The organism is Clostridium sp. B9 (assembly GCF_050509515.1).
Lineage (GTDB): Bacteria > Bacillota > Clostridia > Clostridiales > Clostridiaceae > Sarcina.
Window position 1 is genome coordinate 1,107,470 of record NZ_JBNWKA010000003.1, and the last position, 15,226, is coordinate 1,122,695.

The window sequence follows — 15,226 nt, forward strand, 5'->3', positions numbered from 1 at the left end:
AATTTTAATGTTAAAAACAATATGATGTAAAACAATGTTTTAAAATTTTATAACATGTTTTTAAAAGGCAAAAAAGTATTCTATAATTCTAAACAATGGAGTAAAGTATAGGCATAGAAAGCTTTATAGAGTTTCTGTTAGAAGTTCAATTCCTATAATACATTCACCAGAGAATAAATTACTCTCTGATTTAAAATTAGGATTTTCATTTATTGTTATTGAAAGGTTAGAGATTTTATTTAGCTTATTATTATCAGAAGCTGTAAAACTTATAACTTCTAGATTATTTTCTTTTGCTGTTTGAGCAAGTTCAACAAGTCTAGGAGTATCACCTGATTGGGATATAACAATTAATAGGATTTGATTAGCATTACTTTCGTTTAAAAATTGTATATGTAATTTAGATGTTATATTAAAGCCTTTTAGAAATAGGGATTCAGCCATATAGTCAGCTACTATTTGAGAAAATCCCATACCTGTAACAACAATTTGTTTGTTTTTATATCTTTTTAGGTAGTCTAAAAACTTCTTTTTGCAAGGGGCAATTGAGTTTTCGATTACACTATAAGGTCTATCAGACCCCTCTTCACTATTTTTATTAAGGTTATTATAGTAAAGGCAATATATCATATCAGCATATCCATCAAAACCAAGCTTTTTTACAAGCTTGTACACTATAGCTGTAGAAGTAAAGTTATCCTTAGCTAATTTTCTAACACCTATGTTTTTTATGTCATTTATATTATTTTCTAGATATTTAAGAATATTTATCTCAAGTTCATTTAGATTATATTTGTCAGTAGAATAAAAAAATGTCATGAAATCACCTCTATGAAGTTATTATTTTAAGATAAATTATATCATATTTAAATATTATTTTAGATAGGAGAGCGATTATGAGTAAAAAATTTATTCAAGACCCATGGGCAAACATTGTAACTAGAAATGGATTAAGAGGAGATGAGGTTATTTCATCACTTCAAAAATCAATAAGAAGAGGACTTGTTGAGGAGGCTTGTAAGTTTGCTTATGAAATGTACATAACTTCACCTCAAATGGAAGACAAACTTTGGAGAAGACTTATAACAATAACTGTTGAAGATATTGGAATGGGTAATACTGATGCTCCAATTTTAATCAACAACTTAAATTCTATGAGAAAAGAATTTGATTATGCAGATGGAGATAGACCAATATTCTTTATTCATGCAATAAGATATCTTTGTGCATGTGAGAAGGATAGATCAAGTGATTTACTTAAAAACATAGTAATCAAAGGATTCGCCATGGGTGAAGTACCAGAAATTCCAGACTATGCTTTAGATAAGCACACGGTTAGAGGTGCAGAAATGGGCAGAGATTCATTCCATTTCTTACATGAGGCAAGTAAGGTTATACCTCAAATGGAAGTAGAAAATGATTATAAAGAAAGGTATGAAGAGATACTTAATGTTTATAAACCAGAAAATGCAGTAGAATCAGCATTTAAATATAATGGATTCCAATACTAATAACTTTTAGTATCTTATAAATAAATTGTTTTTTAGTGGTTTAATTTTTAGTTAGGTAACAGAGTTTAAAATGTGATATTAAATTTTAACTTACATTTCTTATATTAGAATTCTAGTTATTCTAACTAAAAATAGACAATCTTTTTAAGGCTCTATTAAGGGACAGAGTCTTTGATAGTTAGTAGGTAATTTTAATAGTAATATTGTACATAAATTTATGCGTATATAGTGATTTTACAAAAGGGGATAACTTGAGATGGAAAACAAATTTTTAGCTAAATTAGATGAAAAACTTTCTCCTTTAGGGGCGAAATTAGGTAATCAAATACATTTAAGAGCTATTTCAGCAGGTATGATGATGCCTCTTGCACTTATAGTGGTTGGAGCATTATTCCTTATAATAGCAAACCCACCAATAAACATGGATTTAGTAGATCCAAACACAACAAATATTTTTATAAAAATGCTAGTTAACTGGAAGAGCTTTGCTACAGAGAATTATGCTTTATTAACTGCACCATTTAATATGACAATGGGTATATTTGGACTTTTAAGCGTCTTTGGAATTTCTTATTCACTAGCAAAAGATTATAAGTTAAATGCACCAATAGTAGGATTAATATCAACTTCTGTATTCCTTATGATTGCAGCACCTGGAATTGAAGGAGGAATAAGTACTCAGTACTTAGGAGCAGATGGATTATTTGTTGGAATAATAATAGCACTTTTATCAGTTGAAATAACAAGATTTATAGAGATTAAGGGATTCAAAATGAGCTTCCCAAGTTCAGTACCACCAGCGGTAACATCATTTGTTAATTCTATACTTCCTGTTTTAGCGAACATAGTAATTTTATATGGGATTAACATAATATTAGTTTCAATTGTTGGGAAAAATATTCCAGAAGCAATAATGAGTATTTTAACACCAGCATTATCAGTGGTAGATAACATATGGGGCTTCTTATTTATAATAACTTTTGGTAATGTACTTTGGTTATTTGGAATAAACGGAACATCAATCATATTTCCAATATTATTCTCATTAGGAATAACTAATACAGGTATAAATAGTGAGTTAATGGCAGCAGGACAAGACCCAACGGCTCTTATGAACCTTCAAATGTTCAGAATAGCCATAATGGGGGGAGCAGGTAATACTTTAGGATTAGTTTTATTAATGTGTAAGAGTAAATCAATACATTTAAAATCCTTAGGTAGACTATCCTTAGTACCTGGAATATGTGGAATAAATGAGCCAGTAATATTTGGTGGTCCAGTAGTGTTTAATCCAATACTAGCAATTCCATTTGTTTTAACTCCGATAGTTACGTGTAGTTTAACTTACCTAGCACAGGTGGCAGGATTTATAACACCAGGATACATAGTAGACCCATCATTTACACCATTTTTTGCTCAGGCATATTTATCATCATTAGATTTTATGAATGTTGTATTTGTATTTTTATTAATACCAGTAAGTATGGTAATATATTATCCATTTTTCAAAATTTTTGAGAAGAATACTTTAAAGAGTGAAATAGTAACAAATAGCTAGAGATATATTATAAAAGACCTTATCAAACAACTTTTATTAAGAAGTTTTGATAGGGTCTTTATTTGATTAAAAATATTTGAATTAGTATTAAAAACAAAAAAAGTATTAGTACAATATTTTATTATTTAGGGTAAAATTATAGAAAGGATATAAGTTAAAATAATTTAGTAACTTAAATAATTTAGTAATTAGTTAATTATTAAGATTATTTTACTTGGTAAAAGTTTAGATTTATTAAATACTAGCTATGAGTATCAGTAGAGGAGAGAGAATATGGAGTTTATAGAAGCAAAAAAGATTGTTTCGGGTTATATAGAGAGCAATAATTGGTTTGGACTAAATTATAATATGAATATATATCAAGGGTGTTGTCATAAATGTATTTACTGCGATTCAAGGAGTAGTTGTTATAATATAATAGATTTTGATAGAGTTAGGGCTAAGAAAAATTCAACAGAAATAATAGAGCAAGATTTAAAGAGCAAGAGAAAAAAAGGAGTAATAGGAACAGGAGCTATGAGTGATCCATATAACCCTTTTGAGAAAAAGTACTTATTAACTAGAGAGGCATTAAAGTTAATAGATAAATATAACTTTGGAATAGGAATAGCAACTAAAAGCCCTTTAATAACAAGAGATATAGATTTACTTAAAAGAATAAGTGAACATTCAGAAGTTATAGTAAAAATGACTATTACTACCTATGATGATGAGCTTTGTAAAAAGGTTGAATCAGGGGTTAGTCCTAGTAGTGAGAGATTTAAAGCAATAAAGGAATTAAGTGATAATGGAATATATACAGGTGTGTTATTTATGCCAATATTACCTTTTATAAATGATACTGAGGAAAATGTAAGAGCGATAATTAAAAAGGCATATGAGAGTGGAGCAAAGTTTGTATTTTCCTATGGTATTGGAGTTACATTAAGACATAATCAAAGAGAGTATTATTATGATAAGTTAAGAGAGATTTATGGGAATGATGAAATAGTAAATATGTATAAAAAGGTTTATGGAGAGAGTTATGAATGTCCATCACCAAATCATATAAAGCTTTCTAAGATATTTGAGGAAGAGTGCAATAAATATGGGCTTAAATATAAGATGAAAGACATAATTAAAGATTATAAAAACAAATATGAAGAAACACAAATCAGCTTATTTTGACATATAGATTCTAATTAATAGTTTGCATAGTAACTCTGTTTTAAGTTAGTGTTGATTTCTAGCTATAATTTTAGACCTAACTTAATTTTGCAAAGAATTTCTATTATTATTACATAGAAAATGAAACTCTAACTGCTCATTAAGATGGTCTTTCATTTATATCTAGAAATCAACACTGGTTTAAAATATAATCTAAATAAAAATATAGAAAGATAAATATATAAATTAAACTTGAAATGGGGAGTAAAAGTGAAAGATAGATTAACTGTAGGAGAATTAGCAAAGTTAAGAAACATTACAGCTGAGACATTGAGGCATTATGATCGAGTTGATTTATTTAAGCCAGATTATGTAGATGAAAATACAGGATATAGATACTATTCTATCAGACAGTATGAAAAGCTTGGAACAATTTTAGAGCTTAGACAACTTGGTATGACAATTGAAGAGATTAAAAGGTACTTAGATAATAGAAATTTAAATCAGTCTATTAGTATTTTAAAAGAAAAATACAAAGAACTTAAGGAAAAAATAAAAGAATTAGAAGCTCTAGAGAAGAGTACTAAAGAAAAAATAAAGCATTTAGAGAATATTTCTAAGATTAATGACTCTGATGAAATAACAATAAAGAATATTGAGGAAAGATATGTTGTTACCTTTGATAGAGTTGGAAGAAATAGTGTTGAACTGAGTTATTTATGCTTAGATCTTGAAAATGAGTTAAATGAAATAGCTCCTATAGTTGGAAGCAATAGATATGGAGCGATTATAGAACAGACAAACAATTATGAGGATATAAATACAAGTAAGTTATTTAAATTATTTATATTTATTAAAGATAAAAATAGTGTAAATCCTGAAAGACTTAGGGTTATTAGGGGTGGTAAATATGTTTGTATGTACTATAAGGGCGTAGTATATGAAGTTAAGCAGAAGTTAGATAAAATGTTTGCATTTATAAAAGAAAATTCCTATGAAATTTGTGGGGATATTATACAAATTATACAGATAGATATTAGTGTAACTGATAGAACTGAGGAAGAATTATTTGAAATACAAATTCCTATAAAATAAGTATTGACATTTGTGTTACACAAAGGTTTAAAATAGTCTTCGGCAAAAAGATTTTAATTTGAAGGAGGCTATAATTGGATGAAAAATAATATATTAGCAACAGGAAAGATGTCAAGCTTATTCATTAAGTTTATGATACCAGCAGTAATTTCTATGGTTATAGCTGGAACACAAACAATAATAGATGGTATATTTTTAGGGAATTTTGTTGGTCCAGATGCAATGGCTAGTGTAAATATTGTACAACCATTTATGCAAATTTTAACTGGTTGTGGATTTATAATAAGTATTGGTTCGCTGAGTTTTATAGGTAGAAGTTTAGGTGAGGGAAAGAAGGAAGAGGCTCAGAATATCTTTAGAACTTCCCTTGTAGTTATTGTGCTAACTTCTATTTTAATAATGTTGTTTGGAGAACTATTTAATAATGGAATAGCAGTAACTTTAGGAGCAAATGAAGAATTACTATCAGGAGTTACAAGTTATATAAGAGTAATTTCAATGTTTGCACCATTTATAGGATTAATGTTTTTATTTGGATTTGTAAATAGGGTTGTAGGAAGACCAGATTTATACTTAAAAGGAATGATTTTAAGTGTTGCTGTTAATATAGTTTTAGACTATTTACTTATAAAAGAATTTGGATTAGGTGTTAAAGGAGCAGCTTTTGCAACTGGATTAGCATATACATCAGCTCTTTTAATAGTTATAAAGCCTATGATTGATAAACATAATATAATAAATGTATTCAAAGGTAAGTTTAACAAAAAATTTATATGGCCAGTTATATATAATGGATCAGCAGAAGGTGTTGTATCACTTGCTACAGCAATAACTGCTTATGTATTTAATATGACATTTATGAAAATAGCTGGGGCAGAGGGCGTGGCTGCATTCACAACAATAAACTATATAGGCCAGTTTGGAACACTTATAATGTTTGGAATATCAGATGGAATAGTTCCAATAGTAAGCTTTAATCATGGATGTAAAGAAAATGCAAGAGTTAATAAGGCTTTAAATATAGCAATAAAATTAAACTTAATAGTTGGAGTTATATTGTTTTTAACACTATTCCTATTTGGAAGAGAACTTATATCTATGTTTGCAGGTGAAAATGAAGAGATACTTAAATTGGCTATTGGTGGTTCAAAAATATATGCAATAGCATTCTTATTATGTGGATTTAATATAATAAAAGCTGGATATTTCACAGCAATAGGTGATTCAAGAGCAGCTGTAATTATAGCAGCTTCTAGAGGAATACTATTCATATTATTAGGAATGGCTATATTACCAAGTTTAATAGGAGTTTCAGGAGTTTGGTTAACAGTTCCATTTGCAGAAATAATGACTGTTTTAATTAGCATAGGACTAACTAAGCTTAGTAATAGAAACTTAGCCTTAGAAATGATAGCTTAATATTTAAAGTATAAGAAAAACTTAAATAGATTTATATAAAGAAGAGTTGTATTAAGAGCTAATTTGATACAACTCTTTTGATTTTGGTGTATTTGGGGTTTATATTATTTGTATGCTAAAATATTAATTGATTAAATTAAAATGATAGAGGTGGTAGTATGGAGTATATTATAATATTTGCTGTATTATTTACGTTTGTTATAGCAATTAAGGAGTGTAATTCTGGTAGCTATAATTCAAATAACCATAATTATTTTCCAAGTGATGATAACTATGATAATGACTGTGATTGTGATGATGGATGGGGAGATTCAGACTGTTGTGATTCGTGGGGAGACTGTGATTGTGACAGTGGAGGAGATTGTGGTGGAGGAGACTGTGATTGTGACAGTGGAGGAGATTGTGGTGGAGGAGACTGTGATTGTGACAGTGGAGGAGATTGTGGTGGAGGAGACTGTGATTAATTTAATTTATAGATTTACAAAGAAAATATAAATACTGTTGAATTGTATAAAAAGTGGATTTAAAATATTTAAAGAGCAAGCTAATGAAGAGACAGGCTTTATAGAATATATAATGAATATTAAAAAACTAATAATAAATAGGTGGTGTACATTTATGAAAAAATGTCTTTATTGTGGAAAAGATTTAGAGAAAGAACCAAAGGATAGTTACGTAGACAATAAGATTGGATACTTTTGTAATGATGATCATTTTAATAAGTATTTAAATTCTTTATCAAATGAGGAGTATGTGAAACTTCAAAACTCTTTCTGCGTATGTAGTGATGATTAATAATATGAATGACAATACCATAGGTATTTAATGATAAAACTTATAAATATATTTTGATAGTTAATAGGTTAGATTTTTCTTATATATTAACTTACTAAAGTATATCTATAAGTTTTATTTGTCTTTTCGTAACATTGTGAAGATGTTTCATATTTATAAATTATAGGGAAGATACTTATTGCTATAAGCGAGTATAGTAGTTATTAAAGAATCATCATCGTAGAGATTAAGACGAATACTATTACCATCAGTAAACTCTTTAACAAGTCTATTGCCAGTGTATTTTTCAATTTCTTTTAACTTAGCATTACTTATGATGTATTTAGTATAAGAGATATATTCACCATCAAAATTGAGAGTAATATAATACATATCACCTTCAAATCCAAAGAATATAATTTTTAGTTTATCTGGAGTTTTTGTTAATATATTATCCATGAACTCACATAATGGAAGTCTATAAAAATAACTTCCAAACTCTATAATCATATCAGCATCTAAATTCAAATCACTTTTATATGATACAGTATCAGCAACTTTTTCTTCATTTTTATATAATGACCAAACAATAGAGTCATTTAAAAACTCTTTTTTTATTACATTTCCTTTATATTTTTCAATTAATTTTAATTCAGGAGAATCAGTAGGTACTAAGCTTTTGGATACAATTATATTTTTACCATCAAAATCATACTCATAATAATATTTAGTCCCATCAGAGTTTTCTGTTAAAACACTTATGCTATAAGGTTTTTTACTAAGAACATTATCCATGAAATCACATATTGGAAGTTTGTAATCAATAACTCCACCTGAATTAATATGAGTAGGTGAATATATTCTCATATCTCGTTTTTTATGTTTTGAATATTTTCTGTGCTTCATAAAACTACCTAATTATAATTAATTTACTGCATTATATGTTAGCATGTTTATATTAGATATATGTTTAAAATTAACACTAGCTTAAGGAGTATTCTTTTAATAACTTAACTTAGTATAAGTCCAATAGGTAGTGTGAACTTAGTAAAACTAAATTTATATGTAAAAACTGAATTAACTTTGATATAGACCAAAGTTAATTCAGTCTAAAATCTAGTCTATTCTTATAATACTAAATGAAACGGAATTTACTCCATTATCACAAGTAGTTATTGGACTACTTCCTGTATATATACCGTCATTTTTAAGTTGTAAATTTGCATCTGCTGGTATTTCAACTATGAAATTTCCGGAAATAGGGAAGCAGGCTTGAGTTTCAATGAGTTCTATTCCAAAACTTGTTTGGCTATTAGGTTGTTGAATTCCATTTACATATAAACTTATTCTTTGGGAAACAAGAGTACTAGGGTTAGTATTAGCATCAACGTTTAAGAGAACTTGATAGTTTACTTGATATACGCCAGCTTTGGATACTTTTATTGTGGATGGGTCTAAAAGATAGATATCTGGAGTGGTTGGACCAGTAAATTTAAAGAAGAATGGCTCGTTTAAAGGAATTGTTATAAATTCATCTTGCCAGAATGTTGCATAGCTAGGAGCTAAGTCATCATAGCAAGGTTTTGATGGATAATAGTAATGATGTTGTATCATAAATAATCACCTCAATATATTAAATTTAAATTATCTTAATATAGTATATTATCCAAAGTAGAATTGTGTTACAAAATATTCTTATGTAAATAAAAGCCTAGATGAACTTAAAAACTTTAGTTCATCTAGACTTCTTATTATATTTAAATTTCGATATTTAATTTTAGTATAAATAAATGATTTAAAATTTCTGCATAATACAAATGAATGTATTCCTAATCTTTCAGCTGCTTCACAGTTTCTAGGGTTATCATCAATGAATATAGCTTCATTTGGTGAAATATTAAGTTCTGTAAGTGCAAGTCTATACATGAGATCATTTGGTTTTGTGATTCCTTTTTGAGAGGAAATTACAAAGCTATCAAAGTATTTTCTGAAATTTTTATTTATAAATACTCCTTCTAAAGAAGGCCAAGCATCTGAAATTATTCCAAGCTTATAGCTTTTAGCTAGGTTTGGAACAACACTTAGTGCATCATCAAAGAATATATATTTTCCATAATTATATACATAGTCTTTAGCTATATTTTCTATATCATAATCACTTAAATTTAACTCAGGAAGAGCTTCAGAAAAGATTTTATAGAACTTTAAAAAATGCATATACTCTTCAGCCTCAGTTTGAATAAAATTTTGAGATTTTATATAATCATAGGCTTTAGAAAATGCCAGTTTCTTTTTTGATGGTTTTATGGAATTAAAAGTTTGCTTGTCCACAAAATCAAAGAACTTAGGACTTATAAACCAATGTCCAGTAGTAGAGAAATTTAAAACTTTTCCTGAATCAAATAAAATGGCTTTTATATTATCTTTATTGAAATTTATTTTTAACTTATTCATAATAACACTCTCCTTATAAGAGACTAACTTTTTAGTCATAGTAAGTAGAATTTTTTAGTAGGGGGTTGGCGATTCTTTAGGGTAGTAGGTTTAAAACTAAGGATAAAGAATCACCAACATTTTAAAACAGGAGTCAAGAATAGGAATTTCTTAACAACTATGATGTTATGGTAATACATCCATTTATTTATTACAATAGTTATATAGGAATATAAAATTTACTTGAAAAGTACAGGATATAAAGTTGAATGAAATTCAAGTTTTATAGATATATTAAATTTAGGAGGAGCAATTTTGAATCAGGAATTGGATGTTTTGAAAGAAATAGATAATGAAATAAAGTTTAAAATGAATGGATTGAAAGACAAAGAAGATAATAATAAAGTTTATATAAATGAAGTTAAATGTATTAAGAATAGTATTTATAATAAGGCTTCAACCACTTTTGTATATAATTTGAAAAAGCTTATAGGATTAGAGGGAACTCAAAAGAAATTAGCGAAGAAGATAGGAGTATCAGAAGACTTGCTTTCTAAATATAAGTCAGGAGAAGCTTTTCCATCAATAGAAACACTAATATATATTTGTAAAGTATATGATATAAGTTTAGAGCAGTTATTAAATAGAACATTAACAGCTATAGATATTGAAAACTTAGAAAATAACAATGGATTAAATGATGAAATATTTGAAGAAAAATATTATACATACTTCTTAGTAACCAATATAGGTAAAGAGGGAGCTATTCATGAGGGAAGAATTACTTTTAATGGTGAAGAAGTAAGTTTTAATATTTTTGCTAAAGGAAATGTAGTAAAGTCTTTTAATGGAAAATATAAAACTTCAGAAAAGCTTATATTCTTTAATTTACAAAGTGGACATGATGGTATAGCGTACATAAATATGATAAAACCAAATTTAAATAAAAATAGATATATTGGTGGAATAGCCTTAATGATGTTACCATCAGATGCTAATAGTAAGCCTTGTGTTCAAAAGATATTAATAAGCAAAAAGCAAATTGATAGAGAGGAATATAAGGATGAACTAAGAAAATTTTTAAGCTTTGAAGATAAAAAAAGAGAATCAGGAAACCTAAAAATATCTCCATGGGAAGATGAAGAGGTTTATGACTTCATAAGTAAGTATTAGGCACTTAGCTTTAAAATAAATCTATATCTAGAAATCAATGCTAGGTTAAAGATAGACTAAAGTAAAGAGAAACTAAGATTTTCAACTTATATTTATTAAAAATTTAGGATTATCAATTTAAGATTATGAATTTAAAATAGGAGAGGAAAAACCAAGTGGAAATTATGAGTATATAGGTAATGATTATAATTTTCTAGGTAGGTAATACAGCATGAAAAATTGGAATGATGGTGCAATAAATAGAAAGTTTATAGCTTCATATAGTGGAGGAAAAGATAGTACATTAGCTTTATATAAAGCAATGCAACAAGGAGACGCCGTAGGTATTATTGTTATGATGGAGGAAGATGGTGAAAGGTCAAGAGCACATAGCCTTTTTCCATCTGTTCTTGAAGCTCAAGCAAAAGCTATAGGATTGCCTCTTTTTAGGGCAGCTACAAACTGGGAAAACTATGAAAAGATATTTGTAGGAAAGTTAAAAGAGGCAAAAGAATTAGGTGCAGAAGTTTTAGTAACAGGAGATATAGATGTTCCAGAACATGAATGTTGGCATGAAAGAGTTACCGAAAGTGTTGGACTTAAACTTGGTATGCCACTTTGGAGAATGAGCCATAAAGAGGTGGTACAAGAATTTATAAACTTAGGTTTTAAAACAAAGATTGTAACTGTTAATTTAGATAAGGGAATGAAAGAAGAAGATCTAGGAAGAATCCTTGATTTTGAATATATGAAAGAACTTGAAGAAAGAGGGATAGACCCTTGTGGAGAAGCAGGAGAATTCCATACTACTGTTATAGCAGGTCCACTTTTCAAGGAAGAAATAAATGTAAAGCATGGAGAGATTATTTCAGATAAGAATTATATGTATTTAACTTTAGTGCTAGATGAAGAAAAGTAATTATTAGAATATAAGGATTTGTAAAAGAGTTATGCATGTTTAATCCTCAGAGTTAATAGGATTTTTAACTAATATTTATAAATGAATTAGATTTTAAAGAATAATATTTATAAAAATAGCCATTATTTTAAGGTGGATATTAAATAACATAATTTGTTTATGGCATATTTAATAGACCTTATAATAATGGCTAAATTTATTAATTATTATCTATGTATAAGTTTTATAGCTTTATAATAATTTTAGTAACAAAAACATCTTTTCTTAGAAGTTAGAAAGTCTACAAATTTTTCTTCGTAATAATCAAGTTTATAGTTCTTTCTAAGAACAATGTAGTATTGAAATGGGAATGTTATATTTTCAATTTCAATCTTTTTTAATGCCCCACTTCTTAATTCATGGTTTAAAGTTATAGCAGGCAAAAATGCATAACCTTGACCAAATGATATAGATGATTTTATTGATTGTGGAGAGTTAAGTGATAAAACAAAGTTTAATTTCTTTATATCAATTTTATGCTCTTTTAGAGCTATTTCTAGCAAATCCTTATTAGCAGACCCATCTTCTCTAGCTATTAAAGGAAGATCTTTAAGATCATCAATAGTAACTGATTTAAAGTCAGTATCTTTTCCGCCAACTAAAGTTAGCTTATCAGACATAAGAGGAATTATTTCAAGATTTTTAGTATCTTTAGGTTTTCCTTGTACAATTCCTATGTTTGTTTCAAGATTAAGCAACTTCTTTAAAACATTTGAGCTATTATCTATTTCCATTGAAACATCAATATTGTTATGTATTTCTTTAAATGTATATATGCTACAAGGCATAATATGTTCGCCTAGGTTCTTGCAACAAGATATTATTAATTTAGAATTAATATTTTTTAATTCACTTAATTTTTTCTGTAAATTATCTTCTATAGATAACATTGAGTCAGCAAAATCGAAAAGAATTTCTCCAGCGGATGTTAAGCTAACTCCAGTATTACTTCTATTTAAAAGCTTAAAATTCATTTCATTTTCAAGCTTTTGAATTTGCATACTAACTCCTGGTTGAGTTAAATGTAATTGCTTTGCAGCTTTTGACATACTATTACATTTAACAGTTGTGTAAAAAGAACGAAGGTATGTTAAATTCATAATGTCACCTCCTAATATGATTCTTCTTCTTTTATACCATTCTATCTACATTAAAGTAAATAGATTTTTATTATTGTTAATTAAATAATTATAGTTATATTAAAGATTTATATCAACATTTGTTAATTTTAAAACAGAAATAACTACATAATTAATTGTAAATCAAATGATTTTTATAAAATAGAGTGTATAACAAAGTGTTATTAAGTATAACAGATTCTTATTATGCTTTGTTATACCTTATATGTTATTGTTAATTAGGGGATTGGTTAATCGCAAAGTTAAAAGATAAAAAATTAACAATGATAAAGATTACTTAAGGGAAGGATGAACTGGAATGAGTAAGAAGATAGTTATTGTTGGAGGAGTTGCAGGTGGAGCTTCAACAGCAGCAAGACTAAGAAGATTAGATGAAAACAATCAAATAATAATGTTTGAAAGAGGCCCTCACGTTTCATTTTCAAACTGTTGTTTACCATATTATTTAAGTGGAAAAGTGGAGCATCATGAAGATTTAGTTCTTATGAGCCCTGAAAAATTCTATAGTCAATATAGAATAGATGCAAGAGTTTTTACAGAAGTAGTTTCAATAAACAGAGAAGCTAAGGAAGTAACAGTAAGAAACGTTGTAAATGGACAGGAATATACTGAGAGCTATGACAAATTAGTTCTTTCACCAGGAGCGAAAGCTATAGTACCTCCAATAAAAGGTATTGAAGATGTGAAAGTATTTACTGTAAGAAATGTTGTAGATATAGCTAAGTTAAAGTCTTATATACAAGATACTGATAGCAAGAACATATCTGTTATAGGTGGAGGATTCATAGGAGTTGAAGTTGCTGAAAACTTATGTGAAGCAGGATATAATGTATCACTAATTGAAGCAATGAACCAAATAATGAAACCATTTGACTATGATATGGTTCAAGTTTTACACAAAGAAATATACGATAAAGGCGTAAACTTAATCGTTGGAGATAAGGTAAATTCTTTTGAAGAAAATACAGTAGTTTTAGAATCAGGAGAAAAAGTTAAATCTGATGTTGTAGTTATGGCTATAGGAGTTACACCAGAGACTGATTTAGCTAGAGAAGCTGGATTAGAAATTGGACAAACTGGAGCTATAAAAGTAAATCAAAATTACTTAACTAACGATAAAGATATATATGCTGTTGGTGATGCTGTTGAGGTATACAATGCATTAACTAACTCAATAACAAAATTACCACTAGCAGGACCAGCTCAAAAGCAAGCAAGAGCAGTAGCTGATCATATACATGGAAGAGCATCAAGAAATAGTGGATATATTGGATCATCATGTATTCAAGTATTTGATTACAATGGAGCTTCAACAGGATTAACTGAAGGATTAATTAAAGCTTTAAATCTAAATATAAATTATGATGTTGTAAGAGTTATTCCTCAAGATAAAGTTGGATTAATGCCAGGTAGTGAGCCATTACATTTCAAATTAATATTTGAAGTTCCAACAGGAAGAATCTTAGGAGCTCAAGCAATTGGTAAGGGTGCTGCTGATAAGAGAGTTGATACTATAGCTACTTTAATAAAATTAGGTGGAACAGTAGAAGACTTAAAAGACTTAGAACTTTGTTATGCACCTCCATTTGGAACAGCTAAGGATGTTGTAAACCATGCTGCATTAGTTGCATCAAACATATTAGAAGGGGCATTTAAACAAGTTTATGTTCAAGATGTTAGAGAATTAGTTGAAAGTGGAGCATTCATAATAGATGTTAGAGAGGTTGATGAATACGAAGCAGGACACATTAAAGATGCTAAAAATCTTCCTTTAAGTGAAATAAGAGATAGATTAGATGAAATACCAACTGATAGACCAGTTTACTTACATTGTAGAAGTGCTCAAAGAAGTTACAATGCATGCTTAGCATTACAACACTTAGGATTCGAAAATGTATATAACATATCAGGTGGATTCATGGGAATAAGTTTCTATGAGTATTTCAATGATAAAGTTATGGGTAGAGAAGCAATAGTTACAGAATATAATTTTGATTAATAATTTTAACTATGGTGTTTAAATTTAAGCACCATAGTTAAT

The 15,226-nt window shown here is 28.1% G+C and carries 15 protein-coding genes; 10 read left to right on the top strand and 5 right to left on the bottom strand.

What is annotated here, in order from left to right:
• Positions 1–123: 123 nt before the first annotated feature.
• Positions 124–819, bottom strand: coding sequence for a MurR/RpiR family transcriptional regulator (locus ACQZHJ_RS05015; RefSeq protein ID WP_430484442.1), 696 nt, complete (start codon positions 817–819; stop codon positions 124–126).
• 77 nt (positions 820–896) lie between these two features.
• Here ACQZHJ_RS05015 and ACQZHJ_RS05020 point away from each other — a divergent pair, with 77 nt between their 5' ends.
• From ACQZHJ_RS05020 to ACQZHJ_RS05050, 7 genes are all read left to right on the top strand, one after another.
• The gene (locus ACQZHJ_RS05020; protein ID WP_430484443.1) at positions 897–1,511 is read left to right on the top strand and encodes a hypothetical protein; all 615 of its coding nucleotides are present in this window, start codon (positions 897–899) and stop codon (positions 1,509–1,511) included.
• 256 nt (positions 1,512–1,767) lie between these two features.
• Positions 1,768–3,069: a PTS sugar transporter subunit IIC gene (locus ACQZHJ_RS05025; RefSeq protein ID WP_430484444.1), complete on the top strand. Its 1,302-nt coding sequence runs from the start codon at positions 1,768–1,770 to the stop codon at positions 3,067–3,069.
• A gap of 273 nt (positions 3,070–3,342) precedes the next feature.
• On the top strand, positions 3,343–4,236 hold the full coding sequence (locus ACQZHJ_RS05030) for an SPL family radical SAM protein (RefSeq protein ID WP_430484445.1): 894 nt from the start codon (positions 3,343–3,345) through the stop codon (positions 4,234–4,236).
• Between the two features lie 249 nt (positions 4,237–4,485).
• A complete protein-coding gene (locus tag ACQZHJ_RS05035; RefSeq protein ID WP_430484446.1) occupies positions 4,486–5,310 on the top strand; it encodes a MerR family transcriptional regulator in 825 nt (274 codons plus the stop codon).
• 78 nt (positions 5,311–5,388) lie between these two features.
• Positions 5,389–6,729: an MATE family efflux transporter gene (locus ACQZHJ_RS05040; protein WP_430484447.1), complete on the top strand. Its 1,341-nt coding sequence runs from the start codon at positions 5,389–5,391 to the stop codon at positions 6,727–6,729.
• Positions 6,730–6,887: 158 nt separating this feature from the next.
• Positions 6,888–7,193, top strand: coding sequence for a hypothetical protein (locus tag ACQZHJ_RS05045; protein WP_430484449.1), 306 nt, complete (start codon positions 6,888–6,890; stop codon positions 7,191–7,193).
• A 37-nt stretch (positions 7,194–7,230) separates the two neighbouring features.
• Positions 7,231–7,524 carry a hypothetical protein gene (locus tag ACQZHJ_RS05050; RefSeq protein ID WP_430486914.1) on the top strand — a complete coding sequence of 98 codons (294 nt, stop codon included), beginning with the start codon at positions 7,231–7,233 and terminating at the stop codon, positions 7,522–7,524.
• 153 nt (positions 7,525–7,677) lie between these two features.
• Here ACQZHJ_RS05050 and ACQZHJ_RS05055 read toward each other — a convergent pair whose 3' ends face one another.
• The 3 genes from ACQZHJ_RS05055 to ACQZHJ_RS05065 form a co-directional block, all read right to left on the bottom strand.
• Complete coding sequence (locus ACQZHJ_RS05055; protein WP_430484450.1) at positions 7,678–8,409, bottom strand: hypothetical protein; 732 nt, start codon at positions 8,407–8,409, stop codon at positions 7,678–7,680.
• 210 nt (positions 8,410–8,619) lie between these two features.
• Entirely contained in the window at positions 8,620–9,117 is a 498-nt protein-coding gene (locus ACQZHJ_RS05060) for a hypothetical protein (RefSeq protein WP_430484451.1), read from the bottom strand.
• Positions 9,118–9,198: 81 nt separating this feature from the next.
• Positions 9,199–9,957, bottom strand: a complete 759-nt coding sequence (locus tag ACQZHJ_RS05065) for an HAD-IA family hydrolase (RefSeq protein WP_430484452.1) — start codon at positions 9,955–9,957, stop codon at positions 9,199–9,201.
• A gap of 294 nt (positions 9,958–10,251) precedes the next feature.
• On the opposite strand from ACQZHJ_RS05065, the gene ACQZHJ_RS05070 reads away from it, so the two are divergent.
• Together ACQZHJ_RS05070 and ACQZHJ_RS05075 are read left to right on the top strand one after the other, a co-directional pair.
• Positions 10,252–11,109 carry a helix-turn-helix domain-containing protein gene (locus ACQZHJ_RS05070; RefSeq protein WP_430484453.1) on the top strand — a complete coding sequence of 286 codons (858 nt, stop codon included), beginning with the start codon at positions 10,252–10,254 and terminating at the stop codon, positions 11,107–11,109.
• A gap of 211 nt (positions 11,110–11,320) precedes the next feature.
• A complete protein-coding gene (locus ACQZHJ_RS05075) occupies positions 11,321–12,007 on the top strand; it encodes a diphthine--ammonia ligase (protein WP_430484454.1) in 687 nt (228 codons plus the stop codon).
• Between the two features lie 242 nt (positions 12,008–12,249).
• On the opposite strand, the gene ACQZHJ_RS05080 is transcribed toward ACQZHJ_RS05075, so the two are convergent.
• Complete coding sequence (locus tag ACQZHJ_RS05080; protein WP_430484455.1) at positions 12,250–13,146, bottom strand: LysR substrate-binding domain-containing protein; 897 nt, start codon at positions 13,144–13,146, stop codon at positions 12,250–12,252.
• Between the two features lie 337 nt (positions 13,147–13,483).
• Between ACQZHJ_RS05080 and ACQZHJ_RS05085 the strand changes: the two genes are divergently transcribed.
• Positions 13,484–15,184, top strand: a complete 1,701-nt coding sequence (locus tag ACQZHJ_RS05085; protein WP_430484456.1) for an FAD-dependent oxidoreductase — start codon at positions 13,484–13,486, stop codon at positions 15,182–15,184.
• The last annotated feature ends 42 nt before the right edge of the window (positions 15,185–15,226 follow it).

Bases quoted from the DNA above. Each gene is read 5' to 3' on its own strand.
- ACQZHJ_RS05015 (WP_430484442.1), bottom strand. From the start codon at position 819: ATGACATTTTTTTATTCTACTGACAAATATAATCTAAATGAACTTGAG.
- ACQZHJ_RS05020 (WP_430484443.1), top strand. From the start codon at position 897: ATGAGTAAAAAATTTATTCAAGACCCATGGGCAAACATTGTAACTAGA.
- ACQZHJ_RS05025 (WP_430484444.1), top strand. From the start codon at position 1,768: ATGGAAAACAAATTTTTAGCTAAATTAGATGAAAAACTTTCTCCTTTA.
- ACQZHJ_RS05030 (WP_430484445.1), top strand. From the start codon at position 3,343: ATGGAGTTTATAGAAGCAAAAAAGATTGTTTCGGGTTATATAGAGAGC.
- ACQZHJ_RS05040 (WP_430484447.1), top strand. From the start codon at position 5,389: ATGAAAAATAATATATTAGCAACAGGAAAGATGTCAAGCTTATTCATT.
- ACQZHJ_RS05045 (WP_430484449.1), top strand. From the start codon at position 6,888: ATGGAGTATATTATAATATTTGCTGTATTATTTACGTTTGTTATAGCA.
- ACQZHJ_RS05055 (WP_430484450.1), bottom strand. From the start codon at position 8,409: ATGAAGCACAGAAAATATTCAAAACATAAAAAACGAGATATGAGAATA.
- ACQZHJ_RS05060 (WP_430484451.1), bottom strand. From the start codon at position 9,117: ATGATACAACATCATTACTATTATCCATCAAAACCTTGCTATGATGAC.
- ACQZHJ_RS05065 (WP_430484452.1), bottom strand. From the start codon at position 9,957: ATGAATAAGTTAAAAATAAATTTCAATAAAGATAATATAAAAGCCATT.
- ACQZHJ_RS05075 (WP_430484454.1), top strand. From the start codon at position 11,321: ATGAAAAATTGGAATGATGGTGCAATAAATAGAAAGTTTATAGCTTCA.
- ACQZHJ_RS05080 (WP_430484455.1), bottom strand. From the start codon at position 13,146: ATGAATTTAACATACCTTCGTTCTTTTTACACAACTGTTAAATGTAAT.
- ACQZHJ_RS05085 (WP_430484456.1), top strand. From the start codon at position 13,484: ATGAGTAAGAAGATAGTTATTGTTGGAGGAGTTGCAGGTGGAGCTTCA.